Here is a 19112-nt window from a genome sequence, read left to right as displayed (position 1 = left end):
TGTTTTCTATTTCTCGGCCAACTGTCTATCGAACTCTCAGCAGAACAGCCTCAACGTTCTTGTTGGGTTCACTCTAAGCGTACGTAAAGTACACTTTCGTGTCGTGACCCCATCCAGCCGTCCCCGGCCGGCACCAGTTCGAAGCCCAGCCCCGCTGTCCGCTCTCCCACCCGGGCCATGATGGCCACGACATCCACGTCCTGTCCCAGCGCCCGGGCGAGAGCGGTCTGCGACATCGGACCGCTGCTGCGAAACAGCAGGGCCTCCGCCAGCCGGACCAGCGGAAGAGAGGGATCATCCATCCGTCACGGTCCCGGCGCGGGCCTGTCCGGCCGCGATCCCGAGGATGCCGGGGCGGTACGGACCTTCGAACAGATCCCCCAGCGCCGAACGGGAGTTCCAGGTCAGCCGGCGCTGCCGTGCGTGCCAGACCCGGTCATGCGCCAGATGACAGCGCTGACACAGGGCGCGCAGATTGCGCCACCGGTTGTTGCGCGGGTCGTGGTCCAGATGCGCCGCCGCCAGCACCACCCGGGTCTCGCGCACCCCGATCTGTTCGATCAGGTCGGGACAGCGTGTCGCCCGGCCTCTGGCATCGCGCCAGTGTCCGATGTCCGCGTCGAACCAGCGGCCCGCAGCCACCGCCCGGACCTGCTGCCCGTGCGGACGGCCGCACCTCTGGCAGCGTCCCTGCGCCCGCTCAAAGCGCACAGACCGGCTGATCTGCGGCCAGTCGGGCGGGTAGAGTTTCCTGAGTTCCGGCCGGATCGGCACAGCCTGGCGTCCTGAAAAATGTCACCTTTTGTTCTCATAGCATAGTGCGGACAGAAACGCAGAGAGAGGCCGGAGCGCGGGGCTGCTATCGCCTCATGCCAGACACGCGACATAGCGATTTGATTTCCGCATAGCGGACAGTCTGGAAATGTCCTTCGAATGTCCATTAAACGGTGGTTTTCCAGACACTTCTGGAGCAGCATCTCTGGGGTAGCTGAATCAGTTCACGAGTGTTAATATACCCGTCAGGTTTTCAATGTTCTGGTTACGTCAATGAATCAACGCATAGGATACGCTCGCGCGTCCATAGACGATCAGCATCTAGATCTACAGCGGGATGCTCTCACTCAGGCTCGGTGCGGTGTGATTTATGAGGAAGCCGCCAGCGGCAAGAACGCCGCCCGCCCGGAGCTTGAGCAGTGCCGGAAGGCGCTGCGGGCTGGGGATACCCTCGTCGTCTGGCGGTTGGATCGGCTTGGCCGCAGTTTGCCCGATCTCGTTCAGATCGTGGCTGATCTTGAGCAGCAAGGTGTGGGCTTCGAGAGTTTGGCCGAGAAGATCGAGACCGGCAGCGCAGCGGGCAAGTTGGTCTTTCACGTATTTGTAGCGCTGGCGGAGTTCGAGAGAAGCTTGATCCGAGAGCGAACGCAGGTCGGTCTTGCTTCCGCGCGAGCTAGGGGCAGGGCTGGAGGTCGGAAGCCAAAACTGGACGATCAGCAGGTGCGTGAGATTAAAGCGTTGCTGCGCGATCCTGATATTCAGGTGGCGGACGTGGCTCGCCGCTATGGCGTGTCCCGCACTACCCTATACAAACACGTCGGCGTCATATCGCCGAGAATGCCGAGGAGCGGGAATGCTGCAACAGCTTGACACTGCAGACACAGTGCGTCGCACGGTTGCACCGGGCATCGCACAGAAGCACAAGGCTGAGTTCGGGCAGTTTTTGACGCCTTCGAGTGTGGCCCGTTTCATGGCGTCCCTGTTCCCAGAAAGCCGCATAAAGACTTGCCGGTTGCTGGATGCGGGTGCGGGTGTTGGTGCGCTATCGTGCGCCTTTCTCGACCGTTGGACGGCTGGAGGTTTCGGTTTCGATGCTGTGGAAGCAACGGCCTACGAAATTGATGACCACTTGCGCGGCCACCTCGCGCAACATTTGGCTGGATACCGAGGCGTAGTGCCCCGGATCATTGCGGGTGATTATATTGAACTGGTGACTGCCGATGACCTGTTCACGGCGAAGCAGCCTTCGGGCTACACGCACGCCATCCTCAATCCGCCCTACAAAAAGATCAACAGCAATTCCTCGCACCGATTGGCCCTGCGTCGCGTCGGCATCGAGACGGTGAACTTATATAGCGCCTTCGTGGCGCTGGCTGTGACTCAGGCTGCACCGGGAGGTCAAATCGTGGCCATCATCCCGCGTAGCTTCTGCAATGGGCCATATTACCGGCCCTTCCGCGATTTCATCCTTGAACGCGCAGCAATCCGCCACATGCACCTGTTCGATTCGCGCAGCAAAGCATTTAAGGATGACGAGGTTCTGCAAGAGAACATTATTGTCCGATTGGAGCGGGGAGGCCTGCAGGGGGCAGTGACCGTTTCAACTTCGACGGATGATACCTTTTCCGACCTTGTAACCCATACACACCAGTTCGACCGGATCGTGTTTCCCGATGACCCGGAGCGTTTTATTCATGTTCCCACGTCACCAGAAAAGAATACCATTGAGCTGTCCCCGGCGATCCGCTGCACGTTGAGCGACCTGGGCATTAAAGTATCGACCGGGCCGGTGGTTGATTTCCGGCTGAAACAATATCTGCGGGATATGCCGAAGAAGGGCACTGTTCCCTTGTTGTATCCCGGCCATTTCAGCAGCACTGGCACCACATGGCCTATCGAGGGCATGAAAAAGCCCAACGCTATCGAACGTAATGCAGATACCGAGAAGTGGCTGTACCCTAGCGGGTTCTATTGTGTTGTGCGCCGCTTCTCATCCAAGGAGGAAAAGCGCAGGATTGTGGCGAGCGTGGTCGAGCCGGGTGTATTCGGTGGCATGCCCATGTTGGGCTTCGAGAACCACCTGAACGTGTTCCATGAGAACCGGCACGGATTGTCCGAGGCACTGGCCCGTGGGCTGGCTGTATTCTTAAATACGACCGCAGTTGATGAAAATTTTCGGCGTTTTAATGGCCACACACAGGTTAATGCGACTGACCTCAAGCTGATGAAATATCCGAGCCGTGAGAGCCTGATCGAGCTTGGCGAGTGGGTCATGCAGCATGCAAAACCGACGCAAGGCCAGATCGACGCCAAGCTAGGAACACTGACTGCATGAGTGATAAGACCGATAACATCGAAGCGGCACAACAGATCATTATTGCTCTTGGCCTGCCGAGGGCACAACAGAACGAGCGCTCCGCGCTTTCGCTTCTGGCTTTGTTGAATCTAACGCCGGGCAAGGCATGGGCTAAGGCTCAGAACCCGCTTGTAGGCATCACACCAATCATGGATTGGGTGAGAAAAAACTACGGGAAGGAGTATGCGCCGAATACCCGTGAAACGTTCCGCCGACAGACGATGCATCAGTTCTGCGACGCAGGTATCGCCCTTTACAACCCGGACAAACCCGACCGTCCGGTGAATAGCCCGAAGGCCGTCTATCAGATCGAGCCAGCAGCACTGGCCTTGCTGCGCACCTTCGGTGCACCGGCGTGGCACGACAGCTTGACTGCCTATTTGGCCGAGCGAGAAACGCTGGTTGCCCGCTACGCGAAGGAGCGCGAGCAAAACCGCATCCCAGTCGAGATTGCACCCGGCAAGAAAATCACCCTCAGCCCCGGCGAGCATAGCGAGTTGATCCGAGCCATTGTCGAGGACTTTGGCCCACGTTTTGCGCCGGGTAGCACGCTTGTCTATGTGGGCGACACAGGCGATAAATGGGGCTACTTCGATGCTCCTCTGCTGGCTGACCTTGGTGTCGATGTGGATTCACACGGCAAGATGCCTGATGTGGTGTTGCACTTCACGCAAAAGAATTGGCTGTTATTGGTCGAGTCTGTCACCAGCCATGGGCCAGTCGATGGAAAGCGTCATGCTGAGCTTGCCAAACTGTTTGCGGGATCGACGGCTGGATTGGTTTATGTAACTGCATTTCCAAACCGTTCTATTATGGGGCGCTATCTCAGTGAGATGGCGTGGGAATCAGAAGTTTGGGTGGCCGATGCGCCCTCGCATTTGATCCATTTCAATGGTGTACGATTTCTTGGGCCGTATCCGGTTGAAAACCTAGTCACCTGGAACTGAAGTTCGGTTCATTGTCTTGTGACAAAAGCGTTTCACAGAGGCGAGGATCTGGTCGGCTGATTTGACCCATCGATACGGCCTGGGATTTTCGTTATGTGCGTCGATAAAGGTTATGATGTCGGCTTCGAGTTCATCTGTGGACCGATGCACGCCGCGCTGAAGTTGCTTACGCGTCAGTTCGGCAAACCAGCGCTCCACCTGATTGATCCAGGAAGCCGACGTGGGCGTGAAGTGAACATGCCAATGCGCGCGGCGCGCGAGCCATGTTTTGATCGTGGGCGTTTTATGCGTGGCGTAGTTGTCCATCACGAGATGAACATCCAGGTCATCAGGGGTCTCAGCGTCGATACGCTTCAGGAAGTCCAGAAATTCTGTGGCACGGTGACGTTTGTAGCATTTGCCGATCACCGCACCCGTCGCGATGTCGAGGGCTGCAAACAGCGACGTCGTGCCGTTCCGGAGATAGGTATGGGTGCGTCGTTCCGGCACGCCCGGTGCCATGGGCAGGACCGGCTGCTCGCGGTCCAGCGCCTGGATCTGGGATTTCTCGTCGACGCACAGCACGATCGCGCGGTTCGGCGGCGACATGTAAAGACCGACAATATCCCGAACCTTGTCAACAAACAGCGGGTCCGTCGACAATCTGAAGGTTTCGGCCCGATGCGGCTGCAGACCGAAGGCGCTCCAGATCCGGCGAATGGTCGTATGCGACAGGCCGGTCCCGGCGGTCATGGAGAGGATCGACCAGTGGGTCGCGTCCCTGGGCGTTGTGTTCAGCGTGCGTTCGATGACCTGCGCAACTTGCGCATCCGACACCGTTCGGGGCCGGCCGGCGCGATATTCGTCGGTCAGGCCTTCGATGCCATCCTCGACAAACCGCCGCCGCCATTTGCCGACGGTATGCTCATGCACGCCCAGACGTGCAGCGACTTCCCTGCTCTGCAAGCCATCGGCGCAGAGCAGAACCATCCGGCAGCGATCCGACAACGACCGAGGCGCCTTGTGACGCCGGACCCGCCCTTCAAGAAAGGTCCGAGCCTGCGGGCTCAGCACCACCTGATCCGCCTGTCGTCCCGCCATCGTTCTGCTCCCGTCGTTGCGACAAGAGCATCATATAATGATGTTTATTTCAGTTCCAGGTGACTAGGCTCAGGACTCATTCTTTGAGATAGAAGATGAAGGTTGCTGCGATATGGATTGCGGACATGAAGGTATGAGCACAGCGGTCGTATCTGGTGGCGACGCGTCGCCAGTCTTTGAGCTTTGCGAACATGTTTTCGATGAGGTGACGCTTTTTATACAGATGCCAGTCGTAAGATGGCTTTGATTTTCGGTTTTTCTTCGGCGGGATACAGGCGGTGATATTCCGGTCTGTGAGAGACTGCCTGATTTTATTACTGTCGTATCCCCGGTCTCCGATGAGTTCTTCTGTCTCATCAGGAAGATCGCTCAGAAGAATGTCTGCGCCTTTAAAGTCACTCACCTGGCCCGCTGTCAGATGAAGACGAACAGGATGCCCCTCGCCGTCGCACATAGCATGCAATTTTGAGTTCAGTCCGCCCTTTGTGCGTCCGATATGGCGGGGAAAAGTCCCTTTTTGAGCAGAGACGCTGCTGTTCTGTGTGCTTTGAGGTGCGTCGCATCGATCATCAGGCGCTTCGAACGACCCACCTGTTCTGTCAGCGCGACGAAGATCCGGTCAAAGACACCAAGGCGGCTCCACCGGATAAAGCGATTGTATAACGTCTTGTGGGGGCCATACGCTTTCGGTGCGTCTTTCCACTGAAGCCCGTTGCGGATCACATAAACGATCCCACTCAGAACGCGACGGTCATCCACACGGGGAACCCCATGTGCCAGTGGAAAAAACGGCCTGATCCGTTCCATCTGGCGTTCAGACAGCAAAAACACATCACTCACTGGCTCACCCTCCATCGGGAAACCTGTGAATCACAACAACACGCTCAGTTCAATCAATTAACAGGTCCTGAACCTAGTTCGGGATGGATTGGCACAGTCGGGCATTCCCAAAAAATCACCTTTTTGTTCCCCCAGCGATAGAATGATAGAGGTCAACGAGGTAGGGGCGGACAGGAGGAAGTTGCACATTGCAAGTGAAGGCCGTACTCGATCCTGAACCTACTGCATGTTCTGACGTCAGAACATGCAGATCCGCGTTTAGGTGTTAGTAACCGACCACGGCGACGGCTGAACGTTACACTGGAGGACCTTATAAGCTCCTTCTTCTCCTCACGTATCGCTACTAGTCACCTGAATCTAAAGTTCGGTTCATTGTCTTGTGACAAAAGCGTTTCACCAAAGTGAGGATCAGGTTGGCTGATTTGACCCACCGATACGGCCTTGGATTTTCATTATGTGCGTCGAAAAAAGTTGTGATGTCGGCTCGGAGTGGGGTTGTTGACCGATGCACGCCGCGCTGGAGTTGCTTGCGCTTCAGTTCAGCGAGCCAGCGCTCCACCTGATTGATCCAGGAAGCCGACGTGGGCGTGAAGTGAACATGCCAATGCGGCCGACGGGCCAGCCAAGCCCTGATCGTAGGGGTTTTGTGCGTGGCGTAGTTGTCTATCACCAGATGGACGTCCAGACCGTCCGGGATCTCGGTATCGATACGCTTCAAAAAATCCGGAAACTCCTTGGCGCGATGGCGTTTGTAGTATTTGCCGATCACCGCACCCGTCGCGATATCGAGGGCTGCGAACAGCGACGTCGTACCGTTCCGGCATACCGGGCACCATGGGCAGGACCGGTTGCTCGCGATCCAGCGCCTGGAGCTGCGACTTCTCGTCGACGCACAGCACGATCGCGCGGTTTGGTGGTGCCATGTAGAGACCGACGATATTCTGAACCTTTTCGACAAACAAAGGGTCAGTCGACAATTCGAAAGTCTTGGTGCGATGCGGCGGCAGACCGAAGGCGTTCTATATCCGGCGGATGGTCGTGTGCGGCAGGCCTGTCCGGGCAGCCATGGAGCGGATCGACCAGTCGGTCGCGTCCCTGGGCGTCGAATTCAGTGTACGCTCGATCACCCTGGCGAGTTGAGCGTCCGATACGGTTCGGGAACTCCCTGCACGATATTTGTCGGTCAGACCTTCAACGCCACTCGCGACGAAACCGCCGTCACCACTTGCCGACCGTGTGTTCGTGCACGCCCAGACGTGCGGCAACTTCCTTCCTTTGCAAGCAATCGGCGCAGAGCAGGACCATCCGGCACCGATCAGACAGCGACCGCGGCGCCTTATGACGCCGGACCTGTGCTTCAAGAAAAGTCCGGGCCTCCACGCTCAATACCACCCGATCGGCTCGCCGCCCCGCCATCGTTCTGCTCCCGTTAATGCGACAGGAACATCATATAATGGTGCTTATTTCAGTTTCAGGTGACTAGCGAAATGGCACACCAGCGGCAATGCTCCGCCCGATCATCATCGAGGACAGCGCCGGGCAGGCCGCAAACACCCCGACCTGACAGTTCATGATCTTGCCGGCCTACACCGCACGAAGCACGGCTTTTCTTCAGAACCGGTCTCGTCAGTGACCAGAACGCTATCTTCAGTGCTCAGTCACGTAGTTCCAGACGACATCATGAAGGGTATCGGCTTCCCATCCGCCACGACTGGGAAGCACTTGTTGCAGCCACGGACCCGGATCGCCTGCCGCTTAGGCACACACCCTTCTCGTCTTGCGCGTCTCATTGCCCGTCAGGCCGTCAAGGGAAGCACATGCAGAAGCCGCCACCCTCAATGCCGTTCACATTACGCTGTCTGAATTTTCGGCCTTTAAATCACTGCACCTGCTTATTGGATGCTGAAGCGGACCCCACACCAAGAGCCCGCTAAATCGATGTGATGAGCCAACAGCGTGAAAGCTTTTTGCAGTCGGGTCATGTTCTGACGTCAGAACATTCAATTTATTGGGTGCGTTCTGCGCTCTGGCCTCGTGAGCGTTTGTTTGACCGCTCACACGCTATTATTACGCTGAGACTTGACATTGAACTATCTAGGGAGACAACATCAACCATCATTGTTGATGTTGATGCAGTTGAGTGAGGTGCATTAAATTATATGGAGGAACGGACGTGAACGGCCCAGCATTTCGTAATAGCCGCCTGAGTCTACGATTGAGCCAAGGCGAACTGAAAGACGAGCTCAATCGTCGGCTGGGTAGAAGTTATGATAAACCCAAAATAAGCCGTTGGGAGAACGATAAAGAACCAATTCCTGACGACGTCGCTGACACAGTCGAGAATATGACCGGCGCAATTCAGGAATCAGCACGAGTCCTTGTCTTGGCAAATCAAAAGGGTGGAGTAGGAAAAACCACATCCTCCCTTAATCTCGCTTATGCATTTTCGTCTCTCGGTGCTCGTGTTCTGCTAATCGACATGGATCCTCAAGCAACCGCGACAGCTGGACTTTTAGCTGGAGCAAATGCTGATTTATACCATCAGGGGAAAACTACAGCCCACCTGATATTAGGTGGAAAAACAGTTGCAGATGTCCTTGTTCCCGCAAGTGTTCTACCTGATGGACGGAATTTGCCCTTCGACTTCATAGCAAGTCATATTGATTTAGCCGAAACCGACGGGAAGCGAGAGCCTGGCTTCGACGCAGCGCTCCGTGAAGCGCTGGACCCAGTTCGAGCGGACTACGACTGGATCGTAATCGATGCCCCCCCCAATCTAGGAATGCTCACATGGATGAGCTTAGCAGCTGCAGATGAAGCGATTGTACCTGTTCGGACAGAGCCCTACGACACTATGGGGGTGGGGCTTATTATTGGAACCATCGGAAAGATCCAACGTCGTCTCAATCCAAGCCTGAGATTATCAGGAATTCTTCCAACTCAATACAGTTCCAGAAAATCGGTAGACCGTGAAGTACTCCAGCATTTGTGTCTGATGATGAAAGACCGGGCGCCCGTTTTACAACCCGTTCCAGTCAGTGCCGTCTATGGCCATGCTGCCCGTGCGGGTCGTATCGCTCTAGAGGCCTCACCTTCAGCAAATGCCACTCTTCCTTACCTAAATCTCGCAAAGGCGCTTCAGACAAGATCAGATCTACCCCTAGCTGAAACCGAAAATCTGGAAGAGGCATCGTCATGACGACCAAGCGAAAGTCGAAGATTCCGTCACCAATTCTTGGCGTTGCAGCTGGTCTTGTTTCCGAAGCGAGCAGTGATTTTATCCGCCAAGGGGGTCGATTTCGGCATACATTCGAAGCTGAGGTTGGCAATACTGCCCCGGACTCCGAACAGCCCAGGAAAACATTCGATCAGGAGGCAATTACCAAACTAGCCGAAACCATGGGTGCTGAAGGACAGCTTCAACCTATCCTTGTCAGACAGGCAGCGCCGGGTAGCACACGCCCTAAATGGGTAATCGTCGCAGGTGAGCGCCGTTGGCGCGCCGCAAAATCCCTCGGCTGGAATACGCTTCTTGCTATTGAGCACGACGGTGACCCAGAAATCGCATCGCTTCTGGAAAATCTCCAGAGAGTGGATTTAAATCCACAGGAAGAAGCCACAGCCATCGATCGTCTGATCACACAAAAAGGATGGTCGCAGACGCAAGCGGCAGAAGCTCTCGGAAAAAGTCGTGGCGAAGTCAGTGCAATTCTTAAAATTCTTACGCTTCCACCGGAAATATTAAATGAACTTGCATCAGAACATGCTGTAGCAAGGAACGCGCTAGTCGAACTTGCGCGTATCCAAGACCCGGACCGGCGCAACGAACTGATCGAACAAGCGAAATCGGGGCAGTTGACAGTCAAAGCTATTCGTTTTGGAAAAAACGATGGGGTCTCTGGTCCCGAACAGCAAACGGGCAAAATACGGGGTTTCACATTCGGAGCTGTCGAAAAAATGGCTCGTCGTCTAAGCCAGGTTCGCGCTCAGCATGTAGACCTTAGTCCGCTCGATCGCACTCGCCTCCAAATGCTCAGGGCTGAAATTGACCAAATGCTCGATGCAAGCCTTGGTTCAGACGAGGAAGAGAATCGTTGACCATTCCCTCTTCTCTCTCTCTTACTATTCGGAACTTCGCGCACATTCGACAGGAGTTCGTAAGCCATGGCCGGAGATGAAGCCGATCTATTCGTCGACTCTCTCGTAGGAGCTCCTTTGAAGGATGATCGGGCGCTTATGGAGTTTCCATTTTTCAGTATCCAAAAACAGCCCCGAATGGAGCCCCTAATTTATGACGACGGCAGGACGCAAATCACGATCGAGCCAGGCCCAAAGGGACTGGCCACTATTTGGGATAAGGATGTTCTCCTCTACGTTGTCTCACTGATTAACGAACGAATTGAACGCGGGATGGATGTTGACCACACCGTTCGCTTCGCTGCTCACGACCTTCTTCGCGTCACCGGCCGCGGAACCGGGAAACGTAGCTACGAACTATTATTGGATGCCCTGTTCCGACTTCGTTCAACCAATATCATGACCTCAATTGAATCGGCCGACGAAAGAGACCGGCGAGGGTTCGGTTGGATCGAAACTTGGCGTGTCGTGGAGCGAAAAACATCAACTGGTCGAAAAATTATGGCCGCGATCGAGATCACCCTGAATGACTGGATGTTTCGCGCTCTCGTTAAAGAGCGACGTGTACTGACAATTAATCCGACATATTTTGATCTGGAGAGTGGGCTTGGTCGCCGATTATATGAAATCGGGCGCAAACATCTTGGCAACCAAGATATTTGGCGAATTAGCCTTGAAAAGCTCGCGAAAAAAATAGGAACTTCCCGCGAACTGCGTTTTTTTAAACGAGATCTTCTAAAAATAATCCAGAACGACGTTATTCCCGATTATACATTATCTCTAGAAGTCGGACCACGGGGCGGAAGGCCAGTCGTCATATTCGAACATCGAGAAAGTGATCACACCTTCATTCCAGGCTGATGCGTGCGCGATGTTCCGATCTTTCCAGCCCGTAATCCTTAATCGTCAGTTAATTGGCCGGTGCTCAGCCACGCATACTTGTGTGCGCGATGTTCCGATTTCTATCTTCCCACGAAGCATAAAATGAACACCACCCCCGATTTTCCTTGCACGTCGCAAGATAAACTCGACCTCGCTTGGATCTTCAGCGGTGCAATAGCCGACTCGCTTGGTAGTTATCCACAGGACGCTTTCCACAAAACGGAACATCGCGCACATTCAGTCAGAATATCGCGCACAGACAAACGGAATATCACGCACAAAAACCATCGGAACATCACGCACGCGTCTTCGGAATATCACGCACAAAATCATCCCATAAGCACATGATATATAATAGTTATTTCACCCTATAACCTTTTAACAACTTAAAATAACTCTTTAACCCGCCTTCTGAGGATAACTCCTCCTCAACTCTGAAAATGGTCATAATTTAGGTTACAAAAAAATAAATATAAGTATTTAATCAAGAAAAATCATAGAAATTGCATTATAAAGAAGTTCACATAATATCTATTATTATAGTCTCTCTTGGACAAAACATAAAACGTCCACGTAGCATCCGAATATTAAAAAAATAAATACTTGTATTCCAAAAAACTCGCGACCAGATCCGCTGGCGTGCCGCAAGGGGTGGCTCCTCCCCGTGCTCGCCGGCTTCGCCGTCTGTGCGCGGGATGCGGTGCCGCCGCTGCGCGGCTCCCTTGCGCCCCCCCATCCGACCCGGTCGCGATGAAGGCTGAAGGAAAGAGAAAAAGCCTTTCCTGACACCCTGAAAACCTGAACCCGGCAATCCCCCGGCCTGCGCGAGCAGGGCCGGGCGCCGGCGTTTGTACGGAGCCCGGTCATGTCACTCCAGCTCAGCCTTTTTGGCACAACCGCACTCGGCGATCCGCAGAGCGATCTCTTCTGGGGCGAACTCGAAGGAGAAGAGGGAACATCTCCCGTCCCCGCCTCGTCCGTACCCGTTGCCTCGCTCGCCATTCCTCAGACCGACTTCCGTCTCTGCGGCACACGCGGCCTCGCAGACGGTTGGCGGCAGCGCGCCCGCGACAACGTGCTGGCCATCGCCCTGCTCAGAGAACTCGAAGAGGAAGACCGCAACGCCACGGCCGCTGAACAGGTCGTGCTGTCACGGTTTATCGGCTTCGGGGCAGGGGACCTGGCGAACAATCTGTTCCCGCCCGGCCAGGATGGCTTTAAGACCGGATGGGAGGAGATCGGGGCGAGCCTGCTGGCCACGACTACGGACGCGGAGCGGGCAGGGCTCAAACGCGCCACGCAGTATGCGCATTTCACGCCCGAAACGATCGTGCGTGCCCTGTGGGATACGGCGCTGCGCATGGGCTTCAGAGGCGGTTCCGTGCTGGAACCGGGCTGTGGAAGCGGCCTCTTCATTGCCGCCCGCCCGGAAAACCTTGAAGGCCGGATCGCCTTCACCGGAATCGAGAATGATCCGATCACGGCGCGGATCGCGCGCAGACTCTATCCGAACCAGTGGATCCGCAGCGAGGATTTCACCACGGCGAAGCTGGCGGCCGGATACGATCTCGCCATTGGCAATCCGCCGTTTTCCAATCGCACCGTGCGCGGACCGGAAGGCCTGACCCGCCTCGGACTGAGCCTGCATGACTATTTCATTGCCCGCTCCGTCGAGGCGCTGCGTCCGGGCGGCGTCGCGATGTTCGTGACCTCGCGCTACACGCTGGACAAGACCGACAGCACCGCCCGCCGCACAATCGCGGAGATGGCTGACCTCGTGGGGGCGGTGCGCCTGCCTGCCGGCACGATGCGGAACGACGCCGGCACCGATGTGGTCATTGATGTGCTCGTGTTCCGCAAACGCGGGATCGGCGATCTGCCCGGAGATGAGAACTGGCTGGAAACCGGCGAGGTGCCCGGGAGCAACCAGGGCAACGGACCGCTGGTGATCAGCCGCTATTTCCTCGACCGTCCGGAACAGGTGGCGGGCCGTCATGGCTGGACCACGACACAGTTCGGCCCGGATTACACCTGCGAGGCGGCGGACGGGCTCGCCCCCGATGCTGTGCTGCCCACGGCTCTGGCCCGGATCGGGCAGGATGTGCGGTTCCCGGCCCCGGCGGAGCAGCGCATCGTCAGGCCGGCAGGATCCGACGTTCTGGTCGGCACCGCAGCGGACGGCGCCCTCCTGAAGGAAGGCTCGTATTTCGTCACCAGGGGCGTCCTGCAGCAGATTGCGGACGGACAGGCGGTGACGGTCCCGATCAGAAAAGGCGAGCAGAAGGAGGGCATTTTCCAGAAGCACGCCCGCATCATCTCCGCTCTCGTGCCGATCCGCGATGCCGCCCGGGCGGTCCTGCGGGCACAGATGGAAAACCTGCCTTATGGCCGCCTGCAGGGTGAGCTGAAGCGGGCTTATCTCAGCTTTGTCCGGCAGTACGGTCCGATCAACCTGACGAACGTGACCGTCCGCGTCGATCCGGAAACCGGGGTGGAGAACGAGACCCAGCGGCGCCCGAACCTGACGCCGTTCTATGACGACCCGGATGTCTGGCTGGTCTCCTCGATCGAAGAGTATGACGAGGCGACACAGAAGGGCCGGATGGGACCGATCTTCTCGGAGCGGGTGATCCACGCCCCGGTCGAGCCGGAGATCCATTCCGCGCACGATGCCCTGGCGGTGTGCCTGCATGAAACGGGCGGCGTGGAGATGCCGCGCATCGCCGAGCTGCTGGGACAGCCCGAAGGCGATGTCGTCGCGGCCCTTGGCGAGGCGGTGTATCTCGACCCGGAGCGCAGCACGGACGGGCGTGATGTCTGGGTCACGGCGGATGAGATGCTCTCGGGCGCGGTGCGCACAAAACTGGAGCAGGCCCGCGATGCGGCCCGGGCCGACCCCCGCTACGCCCGCAATGTGACGGCGCTGGAAGCCGTACAGCCAGCCGATCTGCGCCCGTCCGAAATCACGGCGCGCCTCGGAGCCCCCTGGCTGCCGGTCAGCGACATCGTCGCCTTTACCGCCGAGGTTCTGGGGGTGGAAACCACGATCCATCATTCCGCCGCCGTAGCGTGCTGGACGGTGGAGAAGCGGGGCTTCCTGGGCAAGGCCGAGGCCACCTCTGTCTGGGGGACGGAACGCCGTCATGCGGGCGAGCTGCTGGAAGACGCGCTAACCCAGGCGTCACCGAAGATCTGGGACGTCTGGCGCGACGGTGACGGCAATGAGCACCGCGAGCTGAACACGAAGGAAACGGAAGCCGCAAAGGAAAAACTAGCGGCGATCAGGCGTGCTTTCGAGACATGGGTCTGGCAGGACGGCGAGCGGGCGGAGCGGCTGGTCCGGCTGTATAACGATACCTACAACAACCTCGTGGCGCGGGAGTTCGACGGCTCCCATCTCCGCCTGCCCGGCGCCAGCACCACGATCAGCCTGCGCAGCCACCAGAAGCGGGTGATCTGGCGGATCATCGCGGCTGGCGGCACGTATATCGCCCACGCCGTCGGCTCGGGAAAGACGTTCTCGATGGTCGCCGCCGTCATGGAGCAGAAGCGTCTCGGCCTGATCAGCAAGGCGATGATCGCCGTGCCCGGTCACTGTCTTGCGCAGATGGCGCGCGAGTTCCTGATGCTCTACCCGACGGCGCGGATCCTTGTCGCCGATGAGACCAACTTCGTGAAGGCGAAGCGGCAGCGTTTCCTCGCCCGGGCCGCGACCGGCAACTGGGACGCGATCATCATCACGCATGATGCGTTCAAATTCATTCCGGTCGAGGGGGATTTCGAGCGCCGGATGATCGAGGAGCAGATCGCCTCCTTCGAGGAAGTGCTGGAAAGCGTCGATGCGGATGACCGGCTCTCGCGCAAGCGGATCGAGAGCATGAAGGAGAAGATGCAGGCGAAGCTGGAAGGCCTCTCCGGCCACAAGGACGACCTTCTGCATCTGGGCGAAATTGGTATCGATCAGATTCTTGTCGATGAGGCACAGCAGTTCCGCAAGCTGAGCTTCGCCACCAACCAGTCCGACCTGAAAGGCGTCGATCCGAACGGATCACAGCGGGCGTGGGATCTGTTCGTGAAAACCCGCTATCTGGCAGCGAAGAATCCGGAACGGCCTCTGATCATGGCGTCCGGTTCGCCGATCACGAACACACTGGCCGAGATGTGGACGGTCAGCCGCTATATGGATCTCGAAGCCCTGCAGAAGCGCTTCCTGCATGAGTTCGATGCCTGGGCGGCGAATTTCGGCGAAACCCGCACCGAACTGGAGCTGCAGCCGAGCGGCCTTTACAAGCCGGTCACACGTTTCACAGAGTTTGTGAATGTCGCCGATCTGATGGCGATGTATCGCGACTTCGCTGATGTCGTTCAGCAGGATGACCTGCGCCAGTATGTGAAACTGCCGGCGATCCGGGGAGGCCGGCGCGAGATCATTGTCGCCCCGACGAACGACAACTTCCGGGCGTATCAGAAGACGCTCGCGGCGCGGATCGACGCCATCGAGGCGCGTGAGGGCCGGCCACAGAAGGGCGATGACATCCTTCTGTCCGTCATCACCGACGCCCGTCATGCGTCGATCGATCTGCGGTTCGTGGCGCCGCTGGCCGCCAATGATGACAGCTCGAAGCTGAACCTGATGATCGGGAACGTGTTCCGGATCTGGCAGGAAACGACGGACAACCGCTACACCGATCCGGAGACCGGCCGGCCCTGTGATCTGCCGGGCGCGGTGCAGATGATCTTCTCCGACCTCGGCACCGAGAGCGCGATGGAGACGCGGGGCTTCTCGGCCTACACCTGGATCCGTGACGAGCTGATCCGCATGGGCGTGCCGCGCGCGGAAATAGCGTTCATGCAGCACTACAAAAAGAGCGCTGCGAAGCAGAAGCTGTTCGGCGACCTCAATGCGGGACGCAAGCGGATCCTGATCGGCTCGACCGCGACCATGGGCACGGGCGTCAATGCCCAGCAGCGGCTGAAAGCCCTGCATCATCTCGATGTGCCGTGGCTGGTCTCGGACATCATCCAGCGCGAGGGCCGGATCGAGCGGCAGGGCAATCAGCACGAGGAAATCGAGCTGTACGCCTATGCCCGGCAGGGGTCCGTTGATGCGACAAACTGGCAGCTTCTGGAGCGCAAGCAGCGTTTCATCGGCCTCGCCATGTCGGGCGACCGGTCCATCCGCCGGATCGAGGACATTGGCGGGGAAGGGGGCAACCAGTTCGCCATGGCCAAGGCTCTGGCCTCGGGCGATGCGCGCCTGATGCAGAAAGCCGGGCTGGAAGCCGATCTGGCGCGGCTGGAGCGGCTGGCGGCTGCTCATTACGATGATCAGTTTGCGGTGAAGCGCGCCATTGAACGGGCTGAGCGCGAGATTGCCGGCGCCGACCGTCTGATCCCGCTGATCGAGGCGGATCTTGCTGTCCGCCAGCCCACCAGAGGCGAGGCCTTCGCGCTGTGTCGTGAGAAAGGCAATGTGACGGAGCGCGAGAAGGCCGGATCGTGGCTCCTGTCCCAGGTGCGGATGGCGGCGAAGAATGGCGAGGAAGGGAAGTGGACTCTCGGACAGATCGGGGGCTTCGCTGTCGTATGCGAGGCCGAACCGGGCTGGATCCGGCGCTCCGACAAGCGCACCGTCGATGTGACGCTGTTCCTCGAAGCGCGGTCGGGCCGCATCACCGTCACGATCGAAGAGGACACGAAAGGTCTCGGGCTGGTTTCGCGCATCGAGCACGCGCTGCTGCGGCTTGATGATGCGCTGCGCGACGCCATCAGGACGCGGGAGGAAGCAGAGCGTCGCCTGCCGTCCTACCAGTCCCGGCTGGGTCTGCCCTTCGCTGAACAGCCGATGCTCGATGAAAAGCGCGCCGAACTGAAAGCGCTGGAAGACGATCTCGCCGCCACCTCGACCGAAGAGGAGGCGGCGAATGATGACGGTCAGGACAAGGAAAAGGAAGAGACGGCAGCCTGAGAGCGGCTGCCATCTCCGGCCAGCCGCCGCAAGGGGTGGGTCGGCATGTGTCCTCGCTTCGCTGCGGGCCATGCCGATCCCGCCGCTACGCGGCGCCCTTGCCCCGCCTGTCCGGCGCTGCCTGCCGGAAAAGCATCAGGAAAGAGTCCTGAAAACAGGAGTGGAAACCATGGAACTGCGCGAAGTCGATCCGAAGACGCTGCTCGACAATCCCGAAAATCCCCGCACCGCAGTCCCGAACGAGACGGAAGACCGGCAGCTGGCGCTGAACGTCAAGGCGGTCGGGATCATCCATCCGCCTCTGGTCCGGGACACCCCGGATGGCCTGATGATCGTTGCCGGCCATCGTCGCCGTCGCGCCGCCGTGAAGGCCGGGCTGAAGACGATTCAGGTGGTCGTGGCGGGCGATGACGAGGAACTGGACCGGATGCGCGCGGCGTCGGAAAACATGATCCGCCAGCCAATGACACAGGTGGAACAGTGGCGGGTCATCTCCTCGCTCCGGGCGGAAAAGCAGTGGAACGACACCGCGATCTGCAAGGCGCTGATGCTGACGCCGGTGCAGCTGAAACAGATCAGCCGGCTGTCATCGGTCCTGCCGGACATTCTCGCCTGGATCGAGGCCGGAAAAGGGCCGGAGAGCCGTGAGCTGGCCAGTATCGCGCTGGCCTCGAAAGGCCTGCAGGAACAGGTCTGGCGCTATTTCGGGTTTCCGGTCGGCACGGAGCCCCCCGAAGACGTCGAGGCCTGCGAGGGAGACCGGGTGCGGCTGCCGGACGGATCGTGGCAGCCGGGGGCGGCCGAACCCGACTGGAGCCGGATTGCCTCGGCGCTGCGACAGGATCGTTTTTATGCATCCGATGCGTCCTTTGACGATGCCATCGCGAAAAACTGCAGGATCGTCTGGCAGGAGGATCTGTTCGGTGAGGCCGGCAAGGACGGCCGCTACACCGAGGACGGGATCGCCTATGAGAAGGCGCAGCGCCAGTGGCTGAGCCAGAGCACACCCGAAGACGCAGTGATCGTGCAGAGCGACGAGGATGGCGAGCCCCTGTTCGAGGATGGAAGCGCCCGGATTTACTGGGAGCGGGAAGGGGCGACGAAGTGCTTCTGGCTCAATCACAGGCTGAAGGTCGAAAGTGGCTGGTGCATTCTCGCCGACAGCCCGGCCGCGAACCGGATCACGCCGTCCGCCGTGATTGACTCTCTGCCCGACGTGCCGAAGGAGCGGGCGGATATTTCCGGGCGCGGACATGACATGATCGGCAGCTTCCGGACACAGGCCCTGCACGCGGCGCTGGACGGGATGCAGGAGGGCGCCGACCCGTGGACGCTGGTCGGGCTGCTGATCGCGGCCTTCAACGCGCAGAACGTCCGGGTCGATGGAGATGCGGGCGCGTGGTATCCGCAGCGCCGGCCCTCGCAGAGGCTGGTAGCGGCTGCCGGACTGTTTCAGGACGGGGAACTGGCGCTGGACGAGACCCTGTTGCGCGGGGCGGCGATCCGCGTGCTGAAAGCCGTGCTCTCCTGCGAGAAGAATAGCACGAACAGCGGCGAATGGAGCGTGCTGGCCGGCCATATCGTCAATGCCGACGCCCGGCTCCCCACCATGGCCGATGAGGACTTCCTGAAGACGCTCAGCAAGCCGGGCATCACGAAGGTGGTTCAGGCCGAGGGCATTCTGCCGCGCAACACGGGCAAGGAGATGCGCAAAGCGCTGATGGACCGGGTGGGGCAGGGGGTCTGGGTCCATCCCGAGGCCCGGTTCGGGCTCGATGTCGCGAAGCTGAACGCCTCGTTTCAGGAAGCCCTCAGTCCACCGCCACCCGAAGCCAGCGACGACGATCTGGAGGACGCCGATGAAGACGAAACGGAGCACGGCGACGACGCAGTCACGGATGGCAGTGCGATGGCTGTTGCGGAGACGGCCGAACCTGAGCAGGAGATTGCTCAGGACGATGATGAGGTCGGGCCTTCGCGGCGCGCGGCAGAAGAGGAAGGGGAGGGTGATCCTGACGACGAGGAGGAGGAGAACCCGCTTCCACCGCCGCAGACGCCGGATGAGTTCCTGAGATCACATGTCGAGTTCATCGCGATCCGGTGAACCCCAAGGAAAGACTCTTCAGTC

The 19112-nt window shown here is 58.6% G+C and carries 12 protein-coding genes and 2 pseudogenes; 8 read left to right on the top strand and 6 right to left on the bottom strand.

All coding sequences use genetic code 11. The annotated features are described in order from the left end of the window. Positions 1-68 precede the first annotated feature (68 nt). Positions 69-302, bottom strand: a complete 234-nt coding sequence (locus GOB85_RS13760; protein ID WP_173578026.1) for an SMC-Scp complex subunit ScpB — start codon at positions 300-302, stop codon at positions 69-71. Next, positions 295-774: a hypothetical protein gene (locus tag GOB85_RS19340; protein ID WP_173578027.1), complete on the bottom strand. Its 480-nt coding sequence runs from the start codon at positions 772-774 to the stop codon at positions 295-297. Before GOB85_RS19340 ends, GOB85_RS13760 begins: the two co-directional genes overlap by 8 nt. 273 nt (positions 775-1047) lie before the next feature. Here GOB85_RS19340 and GOB85_RS13750 point away from each other — a divergent pair, with 273 nt between their 5' ends. The 3 genes from GOB85_RS13750 to GOB85_RS13740 are packed head-to-tail and all read left to right on the top strand — an operon-like array spanning position 1048 to position 4077. Continuing rightward, entirely contained in the window at positions 1048-1644 is a 597-nt protein-coding gene (locus GOB85_RS13750) for a recombinase family protein (RefSeq protein WP_173578028.1), read from the top strand. Further along, positions 1628-3109, top strand: coding sequence for an Eco57I restriction-modification methylase domain-containing protein (locus GOB85_RS13745; RefSeq protein WP_173578029.1), 1482 nt, complete (start codon positions 1628-1630; stop codon positions 3107-3109). The genes GOB85_RS13750 and GOB85_RS13745 overlap by 17 nt, the downstream gene beginning before the upstream one ends. After that, positions 3106-4077: a BsuBI/PstI family type II restriction endonuclease gene (locus GOB85_RS13740; RefSeq protein WP_173578030.1), complete on the top strand. Its 972-nt coding sequence runs from the start codon at positions 3106-3108 to the stop codon at positions 4075-4077. The genes GOB85_RS13745 and GOB85_RS13740 overlap by 4 nt, the downstream gene beginning before the upstream one ends. Here the strand turns inward: GOB85_RS13740 and GOB85_RS13735 are convergent. The 4 genes and pseudogenes from GOB85_RS13735 to GOB85_RS19335 form a co-directional block, all read right to left on the bottom strand. Continuing rightward, positions 4060-5157 (bottom strand): IS630 family transposase, encoded by a 1098-nt coding sequence (locus GOB85_RS13735; RefSeq protein WP_173578031.1) that lies wholly within the window; start codon positions 5155-5157, stop codon positions 4060-4062. The genes GOB85_RS13740 and GOB85_RS13735 overlap by 18 nt on opposite strands. A 76-nt stretch (positions 5158-5233) precedes the next feature. Next, positions 5234-5997, bottom strand: a protein-coding gene (locus tag GOB85_RS13730) for an IS5 family transposase (RefSeq protein ID WP_173578032.1) whose coding sequence is annotated in 2 segments (ribosomal slippage) — positions 5234-5664 and positions 5664-5997 — 765 coding nt in all. Because the reading frame shifts where the segments join, the coding sequence is not laid out codon by codon here. 343 nt (positions 5998-6340) lie between these two features. Further along, positions 6341-7413, bottom strand: a pseudogene (locus GOB85_RS19795) (IS630 family transposase). 126 nt (positions 7414-7539) lie between these two features. Further along, positions 7540-7842: pseudogene (locus GOB85_RS19335) on the bottom strand (transposase); the annotation flags it as partial. Positions 7843-8170: 328 nt separating this feature from the next. On the opposite strand from GOB85_RS19335, the gene GOB85_RS13720 reads away from it, so the two are divergent. The 5 genes from GOB85_RS13720 to GOB85_RS13700 all read left to right on the top strand — a co-directional run bounded on the left by GOB85_RS13720 (position 8171) and on the right by GOB85_RS13700 (position 19088). Beyond that, on the top strand, positions 8171-9196 hold the full coding sequence (locus GOB85_RS13720) for an AAA family ATPase (RefSeq protein WP_173578033.1): 1026 nt from the start codon (positions 8171-8173) through the stop codon (positions 9194-9196). Next, on the top strand, positions 9193-10095 hold the full coding sequence (locus GOB85_RS13715) for a ParB/RepB/Spo0J family partition protein (protein WP_173578034.1): 903 nt from the start codon (positions 9193-9195) through the stop codon (positions 10093-10095). The genes GOB85_RS13720 and GOB85_RS13715 overlap by 4 nt, the downstream gene beginning before the upstream one ends. A 66-nt stretch (positions 10096-10161) precedes the next feature. Beyond that, the gene (locus GOB85_RS13710) at positions 10162-10995 is read left to right on the top strand and encodes a replication initiator protein A (protein WP_173578035.1); all 834 of its coding nucleotides are present in this window, start codon (positions 10162-10164) and stop codon (positions 10993-10995) included. Between the two features lie 886 nt (positions 10996-11881). Then, positions 11882-16984, top strand: a complete 5103-nt coding sequence (locus GOB85_RS13705) for a lactate dehydrogenase (protein WP_173578036.1) — start codon at positions 11882-11884, stop codon at positions 16982-16984. Between the two features lie 169 nt (positions 16985-17153). After that, positions 17154-19088, top strand: coding sequence for a ParB/RepB/Spo0J family partition protein (locus tag GOB85_RS13700; protein ID WP_173578037.1), 1935 nt, complete (start codon positions 17154-17156; stop codon positions 19086-19088). Positions 19089-19112 lie beyond the last annotated feature (24 nt).

The sequence above is a fragment of the Acetobacter fallax genome (assembly GCF_011516735.1).
Lineage (GTDB): Bacteria > Pseudomonadota > Alphaproteobacteria > Acetobacterales > Acetobacteraceae > Acetobacter > Acetobacter fallax.
This window is presented reverse-complemented; position numbering and strand designations above follow the sequence as displayed.

Coding starts and splice junctions, on each gene's coding strand:
- GOB85_RS13700 (WP_173578037.1), top strand. CDS start 17,154: ATGGAACTGCGCGAAGTCGATCCGAAGACGCTGCTCGACAATCCCGAA.
- GOB85_RS13735 (WP_173578031.1), bottom strand. CDS start 5,157: ATGGCGGGACGACAGGCGGATCAGGTGGTGCTGAGCCCGCAGGCTCGG.
- GOB85_RS13740 (WP_173578030.1), top strand. CDS start 3,106: ATGAGTGATAAGACCGATAACATCGAAGCGGCACAACAGATCATTATT.
- GOB85_RS13750 (WP_173578028.1), top strand. CDS start 1,048: ATGAATCAACGCATAGGATACGCTCGCGCGTCCATAGACGATCAGCAT.
- GOB85_RS13760 (WP_173578026.1), bottom strand. CDS start 302: ATGGATGATCCCTCTCTTCCGCTGGTCCGGCTGGCGGAGGCCCTGCTG.
- GOB85_RS13745 (WP_173578029.1), top strand. CDS start 1,628: ATGCTGCAACAGCTTGACACTGCAGACACAGTGCGTCGCACGGTTGCA.
- GOB85_RS13705 (WP_173578036.1), top strand. CDS start 11,882: ATGTCACTCCAGCTCAGCCTTTTTGGCACAACCGCACTCGGCGATCCG.
- GOB85_RS13710 (WP_173578035.1), top strand. CDS start 10,162: ATGGCCGGAGATGAAGCCGATCTATTCGTCGACTCTCTCGTAGGAGCT.
- GOB85_RS13715 (WP_173578034.1), top strand. CDS start 9,193: ATGACGACCAAGCGAAAGTCGAAGATTCCGTCACCAATTCTTGGCGTT.